This window comes from Bradyrhizobium sp. P3_C3, assembly GCF_056402655.1.
Genome location: NZ_JBFUGY010000013.1, coordinates 337,388 through 356,338, shown reverse-complemented (window position 1 = coordinate 356,338; position 18,951 = coordinate 337,388). Strand labels below are relative to the sequence as shown.

The 18,951-nt window shown below is 64.7% G+C and carries 18 protein-coding genes and 1 pseudogene; 8 read left to right on the top strand and 11 right to left on the bottom strand.

Annotation, left to right across the window (positions count from 1 at the left end):
• Nucleotides 1-149 precede the first annotated feature (149 nt).
• Genes otnK through ltnD form a run of 3 tightly spaced genes read right to left on the bottom strand, consistent with a single transcriptional unit; the run spans nucleotide 150 to nucleotide 3,362 of the window.
• Entirely contained in the window at nucleotides 150-1,427 is a 1,278-nt protein-coding gene (gene otnK, locus AC1DW2_RS17900; RefSeq protein WP_477006777.1) for a 3-oxo-tetronate kinase, read from the bottom strand.
• Nucleotides 1,424-2,206, bottom strand: a complete 783-nt coding sequence (gene otnI / locus AC1DW2_RS17895; RefSeq protein WP_477006776.1) for a 2-oxo-tetronate isomerase — start codon at nucleotides 2,204-2,206, stop codon at nucleotides 1,424-1,426. The genes otnK and otnI overlap by 4 nt, the downstream gene beginning before the upstream one ends.
• A gap of 16 nt (nucleotides 2,207-2,222) precedes the next feature.
• A complete protein-coding gene (gene ltnD / locus AC1DW2_RS17890; RefSeq protein WP_477006775.1) occupies nucleotides 2,223-3,362 on the bottom strand; it encodes an L-threonate dehydrogenase in 1,140 nt (379 codons plus the stop codon).
• Here ltnD and otnC point away from each other — a divergent pair.
• Nucleotides 3,246-3,917 (top strand): annotated as a pseudogene (otnC, locus tag AC1DW2_RS17885) (3-oxo-tetronate 4-phosphate decarboxylase); the annotation flags it as partial. The gene ltnD and the pseudogene otnC overlap by 117 nt on opposite strands.
• A 236-nt stretch (nucleotides 3,918-4,153) precedes the next feature.
• Here otnC and AC1DW2_RS17880 read toward each other — a convergent pair.
• From AC1DW2_RS17880 to AC1DW2_RS17855, 6 genes are all read right to left on the bottom strand, one after another.
• Nucleotides 4,154-4,858 (bottom strand): ABC transporter ATP-binding protein, encoded by a 705-nt coding sequence (locus AC1DW2_RS17880; protein WP_085403940.1) that lies wholly within the window; start codon nucleotides 4,856-4,858, stop codon nucleotides 4,154-4,156.
• On the bottom strand, nucleotides 4,842-5,573 hold the full coding sequence (locus AC1DW2_RS17875; protein WP_028146884.1) for an ABC transporter ATP-binding protein: 732 nt from the start codon (nucleotides 5,571-5,573) through the stop codon (nucleotides 4,842-4,844). The genes AC1DW2_RS17880 and AC1DW2_RS17875 overlap by 17 nt, the downstream gene beginning before the upstream one ends.
• The gene (locus AC1DW2_RS17870; RefSeq protein ID WP_063984699.1) at nucleotides 5,570-6,553 is read right to left on the bottom strand and encodes a branched-chain amino acid ABC transporter permease; all 984 of its coding nucleotides are present in this window, start codon (nucleotides 6,551-6,553) and stop codon (nucleotides 5,570-5,572) included. The genes AC1DW2_RS17875 and AC1DW2_RS17870 overlap by 4 nt, the downstream gene beginning before the upstream one ends.
• The gene (locus tag AC1DW2_RS17865; RefSeq protein WP_063984700.1) at nucleotides 6,553-7,431 is read right to left on the bottom strand and encodes a branched-chain amino acid ABC transporter permease; all 879 of its coding nucleotides are present in this window, start codon (nucleotides 7,429-7,431) and stop codon (nucleotides 6,553-6,555) included. Before AC1DW2_RS17865 ends, AC1DW2_RS17870 begins: the two co-directional genes overlap by 1 nt.
• Before the next feature lie 150 nt (nucleotides 7,432-7,581).
• Complete coding sequence (locus tag AC1DW2_RS17860; protein ID WP_445220840.1) at nucleotides 7,582-8,826, bottom strand: ABC transporter substrate-binding protein; 1,245 nt, start codon at nucleotides 8,824-8,826, stop codon at nucleotides 7,582-7,584.
• 89 nt (nucleotides 8,827-8,915) lie between these two features.
• Complete coding sequence (locus AC1DW2_RS17855; protein ID WP_477006774.1) at nucleotides 8,916-9,731, bottom strand: putative hydro-lyase; 816 nt, start codon at nucleotides 9,729-9,731, stop codon at nucleotides 8,916-8,918.
• A gap of 119 nt (nucleotides 9,732-9,850) precedes the next feature.
• Here AC1DW2_RS17855 and AC1DW2_RS17850 point away from each other — a divergent pair, with 119 nt between their 5' ends.
• From AC1DW2_RS17850 to AC1DW2_RS17830, 5 genes are all read left to right on the top strand, one after another.
• Nucleotides 9,851-10,768 carry a LysR family transcriptional regulator gene (locus AC1DW2_RS17850; RefSeq protein WP_071915762.1) on the top strand — a complete coding sequence of 306 codons (918 nt, stop codon included), beginning with the start codon at nucleotides 9,851-9,853 and terminating at the stop codon, nucleotides 10,766-10,768.
• A gap of 32 nt (nucleotides 10,769-10,800) precedes the next feature.
• Nucleotides 10,801-12,051 (top strand): allantoate amidohydrolase, encoded by a 1,251-nt coding sequence (locus AC1DW2_RS17845; protein ID WP_477006773.1) that lies wholly within the window; start codon nucleotides 10,801-10,803, stop codon nucleotides 12,049-12,051.
• Nucleotides 12,052-12,063: 12 nt separating this feature from the next.
• The gene (locus tag AC1DW2_RS17840) at nucleotides 12,064-12,975 is read left to right on the top strand and encodes an NAD(P)-dependent oxidoreductase (protein ID WP_477006772.1); all 912 of its coding nucleotides are present in this window, start codon (nucleotides 12,064-12,066) and stop codon (nucleotides 12,973-12,975) included.
• Between the two features lie 11 nt (nucleotides 12,976-12,986).
• Nucleotides 12,987-14,060, top strand: coding sequence for a malate/lactate/ureidoglycolate dehydrogenase (locus AC1DW2_RS17835; RefSeq protein ID WP_477006771.1), 1,074 nt, complete (start codon nucleotides 12,987-12,989; stop codon nucleotides 14,058-14,060).
• Nucleotides 14,061-14,227: 167 nt separating this feature from the next.
• The gene (locus tag AC1DW2_RS17830) at nucleotides 14,228-14,869 is read left to right on the top strand and encodes a suppressor of fused domain protein (RefSeq protein WP_477006770.1); all 642 of its coding nucleotides are present in this window, start codon (nucleotides 14,228-14,230) and stop codon (nucleotides 14,867-14,869) included.
• Nucleotides 14,870-15,069: 200 nt separating this feature from the next.
• Here the strand turns inward: AC1DW2_RS17830 and AC1DW2_RS17825 are convergent, their stop codons facing one another.
• Nucleotides 15,070-16,143, bottom strand: coding sequence for a tartrate dehydrogenase (locus AC1DW2_RS17825; RefSeq protein WP_477006769.1), 1,074 nt, complete (start codon nucleotides 16,141-16,143; stop codon nucleotides 15,070-15,072).
• 159 nt (nucleotides 16,144-16,302) lie between these two features.
• Here AC1DW2_RS17825 and AC1DW2_RS17820 point away from each other — a divergent pair, with 159 nt between their 5' ends.
• Nucleotides 16,303-17,079, top strand: a complete 777-nt coding sequence (locus AC1DW2_RS17820) for an SDR family oxidoreductase (RefSeq protein ID WP_063984709.1) — start codon at nucleotides 16,303-16,305, stop codon at nucleotides 17,077-17,079.
• A gap of 114 nt (nucleotides 17,080-17,193) precedes the next feature.
• Nucleotides 17,194-18,612: an amidase gene (locus AC1DW2_RS17815; protein ID WP_477006768.1), complete on the top strand. Its 1,419-nt coding sequence runs from the start codon at nucleotides 17,194-17,196 to the stop codon at nucleotides 18,610-18,612.
• A gap of 52 nt (nucleotides 18,613-18,664) precedes the next feature.
• On the opposite strand, the gene AC1DW2_RS17810 is transcribed toward AC1DW2_RS17815, so the two are convergent.
• Nucleotides 18,665-18,847 (bottom strand): hypothetical protein, encoded by a 183-nt coding sequence (locus AC1DW2_RS17810; protein WP_135215961.1) that lies wholly within the window; start codon nucleotides 18,845-18,847, stop codon nucleotides 18,665-18,667.
• Nucleotides 18,848-18,951 lie beyond the last annotated feature (104 nt).

The following is an 18,951-nucleotide window of genomic DNA, read 5'->3' as shown; positions in this document are numbered from 1 at the left end:
CGCGGGCGCGCGTCCGGGAGGTCTTAACAATCAACCAAAAGGAGCGACGCCGACATCAGACAACAGAGCGACTGAGCAGATGTTAACTACGACTCCGTTCGAGTACGGAGCCTGAAAGAAATGAACAGGCAGCTAAGAACGCCCTGCGCTCAGCGCATGAGCCCAAGCGCGTCCGCGAAGAATTCCGGCCCGCCGAAATTTCCGGACTTCAGCGCGAGCAGCATATCGCCTGCTTCAGCGCCGACGGCGCGCAGCACCGGGACGCCCGCAGCGATCTCCGCGCCGACCAGGAAGCCGGGAATCCCGAGGCGATCGACGACGGCGCCGGAGGTCTCGCCGCCAGCCACGACCAGCCGCCGGACGCCTGATTTGACTAGGTTTTCCGCAATGTCGGCCATCGCCTGCTCGATGGCGTGACCGGCTGCATCGCGGCCGTGGCGCGCCTGAAGCGCTGTGACCTGATCTGGCGTCGAGCTCGATGCGATTAGCACCGGACCTTCGGCCAATCGCGGCCTCGCCCAGTCCAGCGCGCGCTGCGCTTCGCCGTCTCCCGTAAGAATACGGTCCGGGTCGAGACGAAGCACCGGCATGACCTTTTCCGCGCTCGCGATCTGCTTGAGGGTCGCCTGCGAGCAGCTTCCGGCAAGGCACGCCGCCGGTCCACCGACGGCAGCACCGGTCTCTCCGCTCGACGCGGCCGATTTGACCTTGCCGGTCGAGACCAGCGCACGGGCAAGGCCAAGGCCGATGCCGGAGGCACCGACCGACAGCCGGAGCTGGGCCGCGACGAGGCCGATGGTCTCGAGGTCGTGGTCGAACACGGCGTCGATAATGGCGGCGCCGATGCCCTTGCCGGATAATTCGGCAAGCCGGGCCCGCACGGCCTCCGCGCCGCGGGTGACGGTGGCGAGATCGACGAGGCCCACTTGCGTCTTGCTCTGGCGCGCCAGCACCCGCACCAGGTTGGAATCGTGCATCGGGTTGAGCGGGTGGTCCTTGAGCGGGCTCTCGTTCAGCGGCACAGTGCCGACGAACAGGTTGCCCTGATAGACCGTGCGGCCGGTCTCCGGGAAGGCCGGCGTCACCAGAACGACGGCCTCGCTGCTATCGGCGCGCAGCGCGTCCATCACCGGGCCGATATTGCCCGCATCGGTGGAATCGAAGGTCGAGCAGATCTTGAACAGCACATGGCGCGCCCCGCGGCCGCGCAGCCATTTCTCCGCCGCGCGCGAGCGCGACACGGCAAGGCCTGCCTCGATCGAGCGGCTCTTCAGCGACACCACGACGGCGTCGACCTCGGGCAGCGCGAGATCGTCCGCGGGAACGCCGATGGTCTGCACGGTACGCAGGCCCGCGCGCGTCAGCGTGTTGGCGAGATCGGAGGCGCCGGTGTAGTCGTCGGCGATGCAACCCAGTGCGAGCGTCACGGCTTCACTCCCGCATAAGGCTTGAACCAGGCGAGGCCATCGGTGGTCTTGCCGCGCGGATTGTATTCGCAACCGACGAAGCCGGTATAGCCGAGCCGGTCGAGTTCGGTGAACAGGAATGGATAGTTCAGCTCCTCGCCGTCGGGCTCGTTGCGCGAGGGAACGCTGGCGATCTGGATGTGCCCGATGATCGGCATCATCTCACGCAGGCGCATCGTGACGTCGCCGTGGATGATCTGGCAGTGATAGATGTCGAACTGGAGCTTCAGGTTCGCCAGTCTCAGCTCCTGGATCAGGTCGCGCGCGAAGCCGAAATCGTTGAGGAAGTAACCGGGCACATTGCGCGCATTGATCGGCTCGAGCACGATGTCGATGCCGTGCGGAGCGAAGTACTCCGCAGCCCACGCCACCGACTTGTAGAACGCCTCGATCGCGACGCGCTCGCCGCGATTGGCAATGCCGGCCATCAAGTGCAGCCGCTTGACACCGGTCGCCTTGGCGTAAGGCAACGCGGTCTCCAGGCTCGCCTTGAGATCGGCGAAGCGCTGAGGAAGAGCAGCAAAGCCTTTCTCGCCGGCGTTCCAGTCGCCCGGCGGCAGGTTGAACAGCGCCTGCGTCAAACCGTTGCGCTTGAGCCGCTCGCCAACCACCTCGGCCGGATGCTCGTAGGGAAAGAGGAATTCGACCGCGGTGAAGCCCGCTTGCGCAGCGGCGTCGAAACGGTCGAGGAACGGCACCTCGGTGAACATCATCGAGAGGTTGGCGGCGAAACGGGGCATCGGAATCCTCTTGGCTCTACTTGTCGCCGGGAAGTTTTACGCCGGTGACCTGCGCATACATGCGCGCCACCGAGGCGTCGTCATCGCGGCCCATGCCGGCAGCTGATGTCATCAGGAACATCTGGAGCGCGGCGGCCGAGACCGGCACCGGGAAGCGGGCGCTGCGCGCCATGTCCTGGATGATGCCGAGGTCCTTGACGAAGATCTCGACCGCGCTGCGCGGCGTGTAATCGCCGTCGAGCACGTGCGGCATGCGATTCTCGAACATCCAAGAATTGCCCGCGGAGGCCGTGATCACCTCATAGACCTTGCGGATGTCGAGACCCTGCTTGGCGGCGAACGCCATCGCTTCGCTGGCGGCGGCGATATGCACGCCGGCGAGCAACTGGTTGATCATTTTGAAGGCGGCGCCCTGCCCTGCGGCATCGCCGAGCTCGTAGAGTTTTGCCGCCATGGCATCGAGCGCCGGCCGTGCCTTTGTGAAAGCAGCGGGACTGCCGGAGGCAAGGATCGTCAGCTCGCCTTGGGCCGCGCGCTGCGCGCCGCCGGAGATCGGCGCATCCAGATAGTGACGGCCGGTCGCCTCCAACTGCTTTGCGAGGCGACGGGCCACGTCCGGGTCCATGGTGGCGGAGGACAGGAAGACGCTGTCCTTCGGCAGGGTCTCGGCGACGCCATCCTTGCCGAACAGGATGGTCTCGGTCTGCGCGGCATTGACGACGACACTGACGACGATGTCGGCGCCCTTGGCCGCTTCCGCCGGCGTGCTGGCGCCCGCGCCACCGTCCTTCACGAAACGCGCCACCGCGTCAGCCGAGACGTCGCAGCCGGTCACGGCATGACCGGCGCGCTTCAGCGAGGTCGCCATGCCGAACCCCATCGAGCCGAGCCCGATGACGGCGATACGCTGATTTTGTGACGTGGAGGCGGACATGCAACTGACCCTTGCGAACGTTTCCTGGACGGCCGCCCTTTGCGGCGGCTCACTGATCCGAATAACACGGCTTGGCCGCGCTGCCAAAGCGTGAGACAAGCGGGCATGACGGCTATGAGCAACGAGACCCGGCTGCGTGAGGATATCTGCCGCTTCGGACGGTCCTTGTTCGAGCGCGGGCTGACGCCGGGCTCTTCCGGCAATATCAGCGTAAAGATGCACGACGGGGGTTGGCTCGTCACCCCCACCAACGCCTCGCTCGGCTTCCTCGACCCGGCGCGACTGTCGCGGCTGGACGCACGGGGGCGCCTCCTCTCGGGCGATGCGCCGACCAAGGAAGTTCCGCTGCACACCGCGCTCTACGACACGCGCGAAAGCGCGCGGGCGATCGTGCATCTGCACTCCACCCATTCGGTCGCGCTCTCGATGCTGCCCGAGATCGACCCGCGCGCCGCGCTGCCGCCGATGACGGCTTATTATTTGATGAAATGCGGCGCCACTGCGCTTGTGCCCTATTACCGCCCCGGCGATCCCGCGGTTGCGGATGCGATCAAGGGACTGGCGGGCAAATATTCATCCGTGCTGCTCGCAAATCACGGCCCTGTCGTCGCCGGTGATACGCTGGAAGCCGCGGTGTTCGCGACGGAGGAGCTGGAGGAGACGGCGAAGCTGTACCTGCTGCTGCGCGGGATGAACCCGCGGTATCTGTCGCCGGAGCAGGTGAAGGATCTGGTGAAGGTGTTCGGGGTGACGCTGCCGGAGCATGGGCACGAGCATTCGCACGCTCCGCACGCGGCGACCACAGCAGCGCGACCGACTAACGCGGAGGTCGAGGCAGCGGCCCGTGTCCTTGATAAGGCTGGGCGACATCACAATTGGTGGCCAAAGACCATCAAACCATACGACAAGATGGCCGAGACGGACCCCATCGGCAAAGACGAGTTCGAGGCAATCGTAGAACGTATATTGATGGCCGCATCAGAGGCTAAGCGAGATGCGGATAGCAACAGTCGCTAAAGCCCCAGATACGCCTTCCGTACGTCCGGGTTCCCCCTGATCTCCGCGGCCGGGCCCTGCATCAGCACGCGGCCGGTTTGCAGGATGTAGGCGCGGTCGGCGATCTCCAGGCACTCGGCCATGCGCTGCTCGACGATCAACACGGTCATGCCGGCGTCGCGGATGCGCAGTACCGCCTGGAAGATTTCGTCGACCAGCTTCGGCATGATGCCTTGCGAGGGCTCGTCCAGCATCAGCAGCCGCGGGCGCGTCATCAACGCGCGGCCGATGGCGAGCATCTGCTGCTCGCCGCCGGAGAGCGTCTCGGCGCGCTGCTCCAAACGTTCCTGGAGACGCGGGAACAGCGTGAACACGAGATTGAGCGGCCCCTCGCGGTCGGCGTCACCGCGGTACAGATAACTGCCGAGGCGCAGATTGTCGCGCACCGACAGGCGCGGGAACAGGCGGCGGTTCTCCGGCACATAGGCGATGCCGGTGGCGGTGATGTGATGCTGCGCCATGCCGTCGAGACGCTTGCCGTCGAACGTCACGGTGCCCGAGCGCGGACGCTCAGCGCCGGCAATGGATTTGAGCAGCGTCGACTTGCCCGCGCCATTGGCGCCGGCAACGCAGACGATCTCGCCCTTCTGGACCTCGATCGAGACCGCGGAGATCGCGACCAGACCCTGATAGGCGGTCGTGACTTCATGCACCGACAGCATGACGATCTCCCAGATATGCGCTGATCACCTTGGGATCGCGGACGACGTCGGAAGGCTTACCCTCGACCAGCACCTTGCCGAGGTCGAGCACGATGGCGCGGTCGACCAGTGGCATCACGATCTCCATGACATGCTCGACCATCAACACGGTGATGCCGGCATCGCGCACCTTGCGCACCAGCGCGACGCCGGTCTGCGCCTCGGTCGGCGTCAGGCCGGTCAGGACCTCGTCCAGCAGCAGCAGCTTTGGTTCGGTCGCAAGCGCACGGGCGACTTCGAGGCGGCGTTTCTCGGCCGGCACGAGGTCGCTCGCGAGCACGTCGGCGCGCGCGGCAAGGCCGGTGAATTCGAGCACCTCATGCGCCTTGCGGCGTGCCTCGCGCATCACGGTGTTGCGGACGAGAGCACCGACGATGACGTTGTCGATAACAGTCATGGTCTCAAAGCTCTTGACCACCTGGAAGGTGCGCCCGACGCCACGCTGGCAGCGCTCGGCCGCCGGCATGTTGGTGACATCCTCGCCGTCGAACCAGATCGACCCTTGCGTCGGCGGCAGGACGCCGGCGATGAGATTGAACAGCGTCGACTTGCCGGCACCGTTCGGCCCGATCAGACCGACGATCTCGCCGCGGCCGACCGAGATCGAGACATCGCTGTTGGCGACGAGGCCGCCGAACCGCTGCCAGACGCCGCGGGTTTCAAGGAGCGCAGTCATCGCGTGGCTCCTCTTGCCTTCGAACGGGAGAACAGGCTCACCAAGCCGCGCGGCAGGGCCAGCGAGATCGCGACGATCAGGGCGCCGTAGACGATGAGGTCAACGCCACGGCCTGAGCCGCCGATATAAGAGCGCGTCAGCTCCGTCATCGGGATCAGGATGGCCGCCCCTAGCACCGGACCCCAGAGGGTGCCGATACCGCCGAGCACGGCCGGCAACGCCATCAGCAGCGAGAACTGGAAGCCCATCACGCTTTCAGGGTCGATATAGGCGAGAAACTGCGCATAGAAGGCACCGCCGATGGCGACGAGGAAGGCGGAGACCGCGGCCGCGCCCATCTTGGAGTTGAACACGACGACGCCGAGGCTCTCGGCCGCTTCCGGATTGTCCTTCACCGCGCGCCACCAAAAGCCCCATTTGGAGTCCTCCAGCCACCAGGTGACGAACCAGGCGAGGCTGCACAGCACCAGCGCGAAATAGAAGTACGGCAGCTTGCTGCGCATGAACTGGAATTTCAGCCAGCTGTCGCCGCGCACGGGAACGGTGATTCCCATCGCAGCCCCCGCCCATTCCCAGTTCTGGAACAAGAGCAGTCCGATTTCGGCGATGACGATGGTCGCGATCACGAAGTAATGGCCGCGCAGGCGGAAGAAGGGATAGCCGAGCCCCATTGCGATGATTGCCGCAATCACGCCGCCGGCGAGCATGCCGAACCAGGGCAGCACGCCGAACTTCGTGAACAGCAGCTCGGTGGTGTAGGCGCCGATGCCGAAATAGAGCGCGTGCCCCAGCGAGATCTGCCCGCAATAGCCGGACAGGATGTTCCAGCTCTGCGACAGCGCCGCATACATCAGGGTCAGGATCAGGATGTTCTGGACGTAAACATCCTTGATCAACAGCGGAGCCAGCGCTGCGAGCCCGGCCAGCACGGCGGCGATGATGAGGTCGCGGCGGCGCCGCGCTGCAAAAGCCTTGTCCATCACATCGACCCGAACAGGCCGCGCGGCCGGATGAAGACGACGAGGAGATAGACGGCATAGATGCCGACGGACTTCAGCGATGGCGGCAACACCAGCGCGGTCACCGCTTCGACCAGGCCGACAATAATGCCGCCGGCGAAGGCGCCGAACACGCTGCCGAAGCCGCCGAGCGCCACGGTCACGTAGGCGATCAGCGCGAACGACGCGCCGACATCGGGATAGATGTAGAAGAACACCGCCATGATCGCACCGGCGAGACCGACCAGCGCGGCGCCGAGGCCCCAGCCGAACGCGAACACGCGGTTCTTGTCGATGCCGACGAGCGCGACGGCGCCGGGATCCTCGCGGGTGGCTTCCAGCGCGCGGCCGAAGTCGGTGCGGTGGATGAAGAGGTAGAGCCCGGCGAAGGCCGCGATCGAGACCAGCGCACCGATGAGCTGCGGCTCGGGCAGGAAGATGCCGGCGACCGAGATGGTTTTACCGCCGAGCCAGGACTGTGGAATGCTGCGATAGTCCGGCGTGAAGAAGTACTGCGCGAGGCCGCGCATCACGATCGCAAGGCCGAAAGTCGTGAAGATCTGCACCATGCCGGCATTGGCCTTGGCCCGCATGGCGAAGCGTACAAGGAGTAGATAGACCACCGCTCCGAACACGAACATCGCCGCGGCGACCAATGGGGCCGACAGCAGGGGATCGATCGCGAAGAACGCGAACAGAAAGAAGGACAGGTACATCGCGAGCATCAGGAATTCGCCATGGGCGAAGTTCGTGACGTCCATCAGGCCGAAAATCAGCGCGAGGCCGACCGCGATCAGTCCGTAGAGCAGGCCCATCAGAAGGCCGCTCGCGAGACTCTGGATAATGGCTTGAGCTGTCAAAAGTCGTCCCCCGAAATAGATCCTCATCCTGAGGAGCGCGCACCAGCGCGCGTCTCGAAGGATGGCCCAGCCCTCGTCCTTCGAGACGCGGGCTACGCCCGCTCCTCAGGATGAGGGCGGGAGCTACGCCCGAGCTCCCGCTTCCCAATCTTACTTCATCGGCCAGATCGCTTCCGCGATCGCGGCCTGCGGCGGGAAGATGGTGACGAACTTGCCGCCGATATATTGCAGCAGCACCGGGTCGGCGTCGTTGTTCTGGCCGGCCTCGTCGAACTTGACGCGCTTCCAGGGCATGATGGTCTGCTCGCCCGGGATGTCGGTCGCGGCCAGCGCATCGCGGATCTTCTCGCCGTCGGCCGACTTGGCGCGGTTGATGGCGTCGGCCAGGATGATCAGGCCCATGAACTGGCGCGAGGTCAGGTCGTTGAAGTCCTTGCCCGAGCGCGCCTTGAACATCTCGTTGATCTTGCCGACCATGGGACGCTTCTGCGCGAGATCGAGCGAGAAGGTGCCGCGCGAGATCACGCCTTCGAGCTTGTCGCCGACGGCGTCATAGAGCGCCTTCTCCGAGAAGCCGGCGTCCTGCGCCACGATCGCGTTCGGCTTGTAGCCCAGTTCGGCCATGGTCTTGACCAGCAGGATGCCGTCCGTGGTGTAGCTCGACGGCATCAGCACGTCGGCATTGGCGGTCTTGAGCTGCTGCACCTCGGCCGAGAGCGAGGGCGAGTTGGCGCGATACTTGATGTCGGTAACGATCTTGTAGCCGCGCTCGCCGGCGATCTTGGCCTGGGCGTTGCCGGAATCGGTGCCGAAGATGGTGTCCTCGTGGAACAGCGACAGCGTCTCGATCTTGGTGCCCTTCTTCTTCAAAGCATCGAAGAAGTCGAACATCGCAGCCGAATACATCTCGTCATGCGGGGCGGCGCGGAAGTAATATTTGAGGCCGCGGCGATGCAGGCTCGGCGAGGAGTTGTCGGCGGAGACGAACGGGATCTGGTAGCGCTCGCAGATCTGGCTGACGGTGACGGCGACCGCGCTTTGATAAGTGCCGATGATCGCGGAGACCTTCTCCTGCGTGATCAGGCGCTCGGCCTCGGCGCGGCCCTTTTGCGGATCGGCCTGGTGGTCGGCGAACACGAGGCGGACTTTTGCGCCGCCGAGGCCCGGCAGACCCTCGCCCTTGGCCAGCGGCAGATCGAAATCGGTGTCCTTGTTGATGACCTCGAGCGCGGTCTCATAGGCCTTCTGCGCGTCGACGCCCTGCTGCGCGCTGCCGCCGGAGAACGGATAGATGACGCCGATCACGACCTCGGAGGTCTGGGCGCGTGCAGCGAGCGGCACCAGCGCGGCAGTGGCTGTGGCACCAAGCAGCACGTCACGGCGAGAGATCGTCATGGCAAAGTCCCCTGTTACTAAATTTCGACTGATCGAATGGAGCGATTGATGGATGCGGTAAAGCCCGAAGAAGCAGCAAACGCTGCCTACTAAATCACGGCCATGTTCCGGTTCTTCAGATCCGTCACCAGCATCAGGCCGGGCGAATGCGTGATCGCGAACGGCAGCCTGGCGGCGTTGATCACCGATTGCGGCGTCACGCCGCAGGCCCAGAACACCGGGATCTCGTCGTCGGCGACGGGCACGGGATCGCCGTAATCCGGCTTGGCGATGTCCTTGATGCCGATCAGGTGCGGATGGCCGAGATGCACGGGTGCACCGTGCACGGCGGGATAACGCGAGGTGATCTGCACCGCGCGGATCGCATCGGCCGGCTTGAACGGACGCATCGACACCACCATGGGACCGGCGAACGGACCGGCCTCGCCGCAGGCGATGTTGGTGCGGTACATCGGCACGCGCACGTTCTGCTCGATGTGGCGGATCGGCATGCCCTCGTCGAGCAACGCCTCTTCGAACGAGAACGAGCAGCCGAGCACGAAGGTCACGAGATCGTCGCGCCAATGCTTGGTCACGTCGGTCGGCTCGTCGACCACCTCGCCGTCGCGCCAGATGCGATAGCGCGGCACGTCGGTGCGGATGTCGAGATCGGCGCCGAGTGCGGGGATGTGCGGGCTGCCGACGTCGGACATGCCGATGATCGGGCACGGTTTCGGATTGAGCTGGCAGAAGCGGTGAAAGGCGCTGGCGTATTCGGCCGGCAGGATCGCCAGATTGCCCTGGACGAAGCCGGGGGCGACGCCGGCAGTAGATCCGACCTGGCCGCCGCGATAGGCGAGCCGCGCCTGGCGGCTCGGGAGCGTGTCGGGCGTTTCAGTTTGCTGCGCTGCCACCAAAACAGTCATTTGATCGACCTGCCTATAAACTCGACAAAGACAGCCAACACCAAGCATGCTATAAAGTCTAATCTTCCTTTCTAATCGATCTTGATAAATTAGATTTATCGATCGGGAAAATCCTTCTCATGCTGGACTTCAGGTCGATCGAAACCTTCCTTTGGGTTGTGAAGCTCGGCAGCTTTCGCGGCGCCGCAGCACGGCTCAATACGACCCAGCCGGCGATCTCCCAGCGCATCGCCCAGCTCGAGCGCGAGATGGGCGTAAAGCTCCTCAACCGCGATCATCGCGTTGCTTCGCCGACGCCGAGCGGCCGGCAGATGATGGTCTACGCGGAGAAGCTGATCGGCCTGAGGGCGGCGATGATCGCCGAGATCGGCGATCGCTCCGCAATGCGCGGCGTGATGCGTCTCGGCGTCGCCGAGACCATCGTGCACACCTGGCTGCCGCGGCTCGTCAAGAGCATGAACGAAGTCTATCCGAACCTGTCGCTGGAGATCGAGGTCGACATCACGCCGAACCTCACTGCGCGCCTGCTCGCGCAGGAGATCGAGCTTGCCTTCGTGGTGGGGCCACTGTCGGCCTCGGGCGTCCACAATCGCGTGCTCGCGGATTATCCGATCGGCTTTCTCGCAAGCCCCTCGCTCGGGCTCGGCGACGGCCCGGTGACGCGCGCCGACCTCGCGCGGTTTCCGATCATCACCTTCCCGCGCAAGACCAGGCCTTACGAGGTCGTGCGCGAAGTTTTCGACCGGCCGGAGCTGCCGCCGATCCGGCTGCATGCGTCCGCATCGCTGGCAACGGTCATCCATATGGCGGTCGAAGGGCTCGGCATCGCCGTGATCCCCGACGCCATCGTCGAGAACGAGCTCGCCGACGGGCGGTTGCAACTGCTCGAAACCGATCTCGCCATAGCGCCGCTGACATTCACGGCGAGCTGGCTCGCCTCGCCTGACGTCGTCGCGGTGGAGCGCGTCGCCGAGCTCGCACGGCAGATTGCGCAGAGCAGCCTCGCGGTTGACGAGTCCGCGCCGGCGCGTCATTGAAAAAGGCGCCGGACAACCGAGAGACCGACCGCATGAGCCGAGCCGCCACCAATCTGCAAATCGATTCCGCCCGCCTCTGGGGCTCCATCCACGAGACCGCCCAGTTTGGCGGGACGGCCAAGGGCGGTGTGCGGCGGCTGACGCTGAGCAGCGAAGACAAGCAGGTGCGCGACTGGTTCCGCAAGGCTTGCGAGGACGCCGGCCTCGAGGTGCACACCGATGCGCTCGGCTCACAGTTCGGCCTGCGCAAGGGCCGCGACATGTCGAAGCTGCCCGTCGGGATCGGCTCGCATCTCGACACCCAGCCGACCGGTGGCAAGTATGACGGCATTCTGGGGACGCTCGGCGCGCTGGAAGTGATCCGCACGCTGAACGACGCAGGCATCGAAACCGAAGCGCCGATCTGCGTCGTCAACTGGACCAACGAGGAAGGCTCGCGCTTCGCACCGGCGATGATGGCCTCCGCCGCTTACGTCGGCGATTTCACCACCGATGACATCCTGTCGCGCAAGGATATCGACGGCACGACCGTCAGCCAGGCGCTCGACAGCATCGGCTATCGCGGCGACAAGCCGGTCGGCTTCCAGAAGCTCGGCTGCTTCGTCGAGCTGCACATCGAGCAGGGTCCGATCCTCGAGGCCGAAGGCAAGACCATCGGCGTGGTCGATTCCGGCCAGGGCGTGCTCTGGTACGACGGCAAGATTTCCGGCTTCGAGAGCCATGCCGGATCGACGCCGATGCCGCTGCGGCGCGATGCGCTCGCGACGCTCTCCGAAATCGTGCTGGCGATGGAGGCCATCGCGAAGAAGCACGGGCCGAAAGCAGTCGGCACCATCGGCGAGGCCGTGATCGCAAATCCCTCGCGCAACGTCATTCCCGGCGAGATCGCCTTCACCATGGATTGCCGCAGCGCGGATGGCGCCATCATGGACGCGCTCGATCGCGATCTGCGCGCCGCCATTGCCGAGATCGCCGCGCGCCGCAAGGTCGAGGTCAAGATCGACCTGGTCTGGCGCAAGCCGCCGACGCATTTCGATCCCAAGCTAGTCGCGGCGGTCGAGAACGCGGCGAAGACGCTCGGCTATTCCTCCCGTCGCATCACGTCCGGCGCTGGCCACGATGCCTGCAACCTCAACACCGTCATGCCGGCGGCGATGGTGTTCGTGCCCTGCAAGGACGGCATCAGCCACAACGAGCTGGAAGACGCCACGCAGCCCGACTGCGCCGCGGGCACCAACGTGCTGATGCATACCGTGCTGGCGATCGCCGGCGTCGCGTCCTGATCGGAGAGAGCCATGCGCGGAGTTTTCGTCGACGCCAACGAAGCTCTCGCCGTGATCATGGAGCGGCTGGAGAAGCCCGGCGATCCCAAGGTGCGGATCCACAGGGATCCCGACATCAAGCCCGAACAATATCCTGAAGTCCTCGATGGTGCGGAGATCGCCATCGTCGACCACACCGCGCTGCCGACCGAGGTCGCGAAGAAATGCGCCGGCCTCAAGCACGTCGTGTTCCTCGGAACCGGCGCGCGCAGCTACATGAATCCGGAAGAGCTCGCCGAGCTCGGCATCTCCGTGCACCTGATCAAAGGCTATGGCGACACCGCCGTCGCCGAATCCGCGATCGCGCTGATGTGGGCCTCCGCCCGCGTCATCGCGATGATGGACCGCGAGATGCGCGTCGGCAATTGGCTGCGCGAGGATGGCATGCAGCTCACCGGCAAGACGCTCGGCCTGATCGGCTTCGGCGGCATCGCCGCGGAAGTCGCACGCATTGCGGTCGGCTCAGGCATGAAAGTGATCGCCTGGAACCGCTCGCCAAAGAGCCACCCGGGCGTCGAGTTCACCGATCTCGACACGCTGCTAGCCAGAAGCGACGTGGTATCGCTGCATCTGCTGCTCAACGATGAGACGCGCGGCATGATCACGCGCGAGAAGATTTCTGCGATGAAGCCCGGTGTCATCCTGATCAACACCGCGCGTGCCGCAGTCGTCGACGAGCAGGCGATGATCGACGCGCTGAAGTCCGGCCACATCCGCCATGCCGGCCTCGACGTCTTCAACATCGAGCCCCTGCCCGGCGACCATCCGCTGACAAAACTGCCGAACGTGACGCTGTCGGCGCATTCGGCCTTCCGCACGCCGGAAGCGAGCGAGAACCTGATTGAAGCGGCATGGGTCCATTGCCGCCGGATCGTGAAGGGATAAAAGCAACAACAATGGCCGACTATCGCACCATCAAGGCACAGCCTCTCACCAACGTCGTCCGTGCCATCGTCAAGGCGGGTGGGTCTACGGACCGCGAAGCCGAGCTCGTGTCCACCAACCTTGTCGAGGCCAATCTTAGAGGACATGACTCGCACGGCGTCGGCATGATCCCGCGCTATGTCCAGAGCGTCACCACGGGCGGCCTCGCCGTGAACGCGCACGTCAAGATCGTGCTCGACACCGGTCCGCTCCTCACTCTCGACGGCCTCACCGGCTATGGCCAGGTGATCGGGCACGAGGCGATGGAGCTGGCGGCAGAGCGCGCCAAGCGCAACGGCGTGTGTCTCGTCGGCCTCTCCAACTCGCACCACATCGGCCGCATCGGCCATTGGGCCGAGCAGTGCATCGACCACGGGCTGGTCTCGATCCACTTCGTCAACGTGATCTCGCGCCCGATCGTGGCGCCGTGGGGCGGCAGCGATGCGCGCCACGGCACCAACCCGTTCTGCGTCGGCATCCCGCGCAGGGGCAAGGACCCGATCGTGCTCGACTTCGCCACCAGCAGGATCGCGCAGGGCAAGACCCGCGTCGCCCACAACAAGGGCGTCGAACTCGAGCCCGGCACCATTATCGACAACGAAGGCAAGCCGACCACCAACCCGCGCTACACCGTGATCCCGCCGCACGGCGCCATCCTGCCGTTCGGCGAGCACAAGGGCTCGGGCCTCGCACTGGTGTGCGAAATCCTCGGCGGCGCGCTGTCCGGCGGGCAGGTGGTCAAGGGCCCGTCCGACGGCAAGTACAACGTCCTCAACGGCATGCTCTCGATCATCATCGATCCGGGCAAGCTCGGCACCGGCGACAACCTTGCGAGCGAGGTCGAGAGTTTTGTTGCCTGGCACACCGGCTCGCCGCCCGCTCCCGGCGTCGACAAGGTGAAGATCGCCGGCGATCCCGAGCGCGAGACCAGGAAGAAGCGTCTGGCCGAAGGCATTCCGGTCGACCCGACCACGTGGCAGGAAATCCTGGAGGCCGGGACGAAGTTCGGACTGGATCAGGCGGCGATCGAGAAGATCGCGGGGTAGTCGGGAACGAAGCGGATCGCTGAGGATAGCCCGGCCAAGTGCACTATCGCGCAACGAGGTCTGGACTAAAGCGAAGCATCACCGCACTCGTGGAGCGGATTTGAACCGGCCCGCGTCGTCTCACGACAACGCGAATATCCCGGTCCACATCCGCCCCCGAGGTTCACATGTTCTCCCGTCTTGCAAAGCTCATGTCCGGCTCGAGCGAGCCGTTACCCGAAACCGACTTCTACCGGCATCGGCTCGCGATCTATGAAAGCGAGCTTGGCGAGCCCGAGCACAGCTTCACCGACAGCGCGGAGCGCCGCATCGACATCCACGCCTTTGGCCGCGATTTCGTGCCGGTGTGCGAAGAGGGATCTGACGAAGGTTATGTGCTTCTGACCAACGGCATGAGCGAACAGCGAATGCCGGGGGTGCATGGCGACGCAAAGCCACGTGCCGAGCTGATGTGGTATGTCCGGGAGCCGACAGAGGAGGTTTGCGCCAATCTGCGCTGGCTCGCCAATCTGCCGTTCATCGACACGACCTGGTTCGGTTTTGGTCATCGCGTCGCGCTGCCGTGTCCGCCGGTTGCAGGAACGGACTTCCAGACGTTCCTGTTTCTCACACCGATCATCGGCCCCGATAAGCAGATCGCCGAGGCGCTGGAGATCGCGAGCGATCCCGTGGAGATCCTGACCGTGAACCTGATCTCGCATCAGGAGCTCGGGCTGATCAAGTCCAGGGGGCTCGATCCGTTTCTCGATCTACTCGACGAGAACGACTATCCGCCGATCTTCGATCCAACGCGGAAATCGTATGTCTAGGGTGCGCCAAAAACACCGCTGCCCTTCCCTTCTCCCCTTGTGGGAGAAGGTGGCGCGAAGCGCCGGATGAGGGGTTCTCTCCGCGAAGAAAAAAATCTCGGACGAGAGGCCCGTCTCTGCGGAGACAGACCCCTCACCCGTCTCGCCGCTACGCGGCGAGCCACCCTCTCCCACAAGGGGAGAGGGGAAGATCTGCCGCCTCAATCCACCATATCCGCGACCGCCTTGCCGCAGGCGGTGGTGTCGGCGTTGCCGCCGAGGTCCTTCGTCCGCAGCGTGCGTTCGGCTAGCGTGCGCTCGATCGCATCGACGATCGACTTGCCGGCCTCCTTCTCGCCGAGATGCTCGAGCATCATCGCGCCGGACCAGATCGCGCCGATCGGGTTGGCGATGCCCTGCCCCGCAATATCGGGCGCCGAGCCGTGCACCGGCTCGAACACCGAGGGGAAACCGCCCTCGGGATTGATGTTGCCGGATGGCGCGATGCCGATGGTGCCGGTGCAGGCCGGGCCGAGATCGGAGAGGATGTCGCCGAACAGATTCGAGCCGACCACGACGTCGAACCAGTCGGGATGCAGCACGAAGTTCGCGGTCAGAATGTCGATGTGGTACTTGTCCCACTTCACGCCCGGAAACTTCTTCGCCATCGCCTCCACGCGCTCGTCCCAATAGGGCATGGTGATGGAGATGCCGTTCGACTTGGTCGCCGAGGTCAGGTGCTTCTTCGGCCGCGACTGCGCGAGCTCGAAAGCGAATTTCAGGATGCGGTCGACGCCGATGCGGGTCATCACCGTCTGCTGCGTCACGAACTCGCGGTCGGTGTCCGGGAACATGCGGCCGCCGACGGAGGAATATTCACCTTCGGTGTTCTCTCGCACCACCCAGAAATCGATGTCGCCGGGCTTGCGGTTCGCCAGCGGCGACGGCACGCCGGGCATCAGCCGCACCGGGCGCAAATTCACATACTGGTCGAACTCGCGGCGAAACTTGATCAGCGACCCCCACAGCGAGACGTGATCCGGAATCTTGGCCGGCCAGCCGACGGCGCCGAAATAGATCGCGTCATGCTTGCCGATCTTTTCTTTCCAGTCGTCCGGCATCATCTGGCCGTGCTTCTCGTAATAGTCCCAGGACGAGAAGTCGAAATGGTCGAAATGCAGGGACACCCCGTGCTTCTTCGCCGCTGCCTCCAGAACGCGCAGGCCCTCTGGCATCACTTCCTTGCCGATGCCGTCGCCGGGAATGACTGCAATCCGGTATTGTTTCTTGCTCATCGAGAACGTCCTTGGTTGGTCCGGCAGCCGCCGCCTTTTTGACCGCACTGCAATGGACCAAACTCGGCAGCAGTGCAACGCTGCACTGCAATGTTGACCGTGGCGCGGCCGAGCGCCTACTGGTTTGATCCTGATGTTCCCACCGAGCGAGTACCCTTCATGGATCTGCATCTGCGTGGCAAGCGCGTCCTGATCACGGGCGCGTCCAAAGGCATTGGCGCAGCCGCCGCCGAGGCGTTTGCCGAGGAAGGCGCAAACCTCCTGCTCGCCGCCCGCAGCGGCGACCAGCTCAAGGCGCTGGCGGACCGCCTGCGCTCCGCGCACCAGATCGATGCCGCGACGAGCATCGTGGACCTGCGCAAGGCCGAGGATTTGGCGCGGCTCGCGAGGGAAGCCGCCGACATCGACGTGCTCGTCAATAATGCCGGCGACATTCCCGGCGGCTCGATCGACAAGATCGACGAGGCGACCTGGCGGCACGCCTGGGAATTGAAAGTGTTCGGCTACATCAACCTGACGCGGCAGATCTACGCGCAGATGAAGGCGAAGGGCGGCGGCGTCATCGTCAATGACATCGGCGCGGCCGGCGAAAAATTCGACGCCAATTACATCTGCGGCAGCGCCGGCAACGCCGCATTGATGGCCTTCACCCGCGCGCTCGGCGGCAAGAGCCTCGCCGACAACATCCGCGTGGTCGGCATCAATCCCGGCCCGGTCGGCACCGATCGCCACGTCACCCTGCTCAAGACGCGGGCAAAGCACCAGTTCGGCGACGAGAGCCGCTACAAGGAATTCCAGAAGAGTCTGCCGCTCGGCCGTCCGGCGCATGCGCGCGAGATCGGCGATCTCATGGCGTTCCTGGCGTCTGATCGCGCCGGATATACGTCGGGGGTCATCTATACCGTGGATGGCGGCATCAGCGCGGGCTGGGGTTAGTTTTTCCCGTCATTGCGAGCGCAGCGAAGCAATCCAGGAATGCATCCGCTGTGGCAGTTCGGATTGCTTCGCTGCGCTCGCAATGACGACACAATAAGCACAGGAGTAAAATAGTTGTCTCAAGACCTGATCCGCGAAACCGCACGCGACGTCGTCGACAAGCTGCGATCCGGCGACGTCTCGCCGCTCGWGCTTCTGGATGTGCTGGAGAAGCGCATCGGTGAGGTCGACGGCAAGGTCAACGCGCTGCCGACGCTATGCTTCGAACGCGCGCGGGACAACGCCAAGGCGCTGATGCAGAAGCCGGCCGGAGCCCGCGGGCTGCTTGCCGGCCTGCCGGTACCGATCAAGGACCTGACCGATGTCGCGGGCGTGCTGAACACACAGGGTTCGCCGATCTTCAGGGACAATGTGCCTAAGCAGTCCGATCTCATGGTCGAGAACCTCGAAGGCAATGGCGCGGTCGTCTACGCCAAGTCGAACACACCGGAATTCGGCGCCGGCGCCAACACCTTCAACGAAGTATTCGGCGCGACCCTCAATCCCTGGGATACGACGAAGTCTGCGGCCGGCTCCTCCGGCGGCGCGGCCGTGGCGCTGGCCACCGGCATGGCCTGGCTCGCCCAGGGCTCCGACATGGGCGGCAGCTTGCGCAGCCCCGCGGCGTTCTGCGGCGTCGTCGGCATGCGGCCGAGCATCGGGCGCGTCGCACATACGCCCAAATCGGCGATCGACCGCAATCTCGGCGTGGTGGGGCCGATGGCGCGCAACGTCGAGGATCTTGCGCTGCTGTTGGATGCCATGAGCGGCGACTATGCGGACGACCCGCTGTCGCTGCCGGCGCCTGCGACCTCGTTCCTGTCGGCGGCGCAGTCAGGCAAGAAGCCGAAGCGCATCGCCTATTCGCCCGATCTCGGCATCACGCCGGTCGATCCAGAGGTCAAGGCGATCACGCGCAAGGCCGCGGAACGCTTTGCGGAGGCCGGCGCGATCGTGGAGGAAGCGCATCCGGACTGGCGCGAGGCGCATGAATGCTTCCACGTCCTGCGCGCCTTCGATTTCGCGATCACCAAGGCCAATCTGCTGCGGACCAAGCGCGACCTCCTGAAGCCCGAGGTGATCTGGAACATCGAGGAAGGCCTCAAGCTCACCGTCGAGCAGCTCGCGCGCGCCGAGGCGCAGCGCGTCGGCATGACCGCGCGCGCGATCGAGTTCTTCAAGAACTACGACCTGCTGTTGACGCCAACCACGATCGTGCCGCCCTTCCCGATCGAGCACCGCTATGTCGCCGAATGCGCCGGCAAGAAGTTCGAGAACTATGTCGAATGGCTCGGCATCGTCTACGCCATCACGCTCGCCTGCTGCCCGTCGCTGTCGCTGCCCTGCGGCTTCACGGCGTCGGGCCTCCCGGTCGGTGTGCAGGTCGTCGGCGCCCCGCGCGCGGATGCACAGGTGATCGCCGGCGCGAAGGTTTTGGAGGACATTCTGGGTCTGCGCGGCTCCACGCCGATCGATCCCAAGGTGAAGGCCTGACGCGGGCCGCACGGCGGAGGCTTGGCCGTCCCCGCCGTGCGCCGGTCAGACCTTAGTCGTTCGCTTTCGGCCCGCCGTGATACCGATGCGCATCGTATCCGGCCTCATCCGTTGGAGCGGCGAAGGCGAAGGAGTTCGGATGCGTTTCCGACATCTGGGCGGTGGCCGCCGAAGCCATGTGCGAGTGATTCATTGCCTCGTGGGCAGAGGCGGCGGAGCAAAGCGCGACCAGCATGGCCGACGCTGCGAGAACTGATTTCATCATGATGTGACGTGCCTCTTGTGAGTGCCACCAGCAAATTGCAGATGGATCTCGCCGCGTAGGATTGCCAGTTTGAA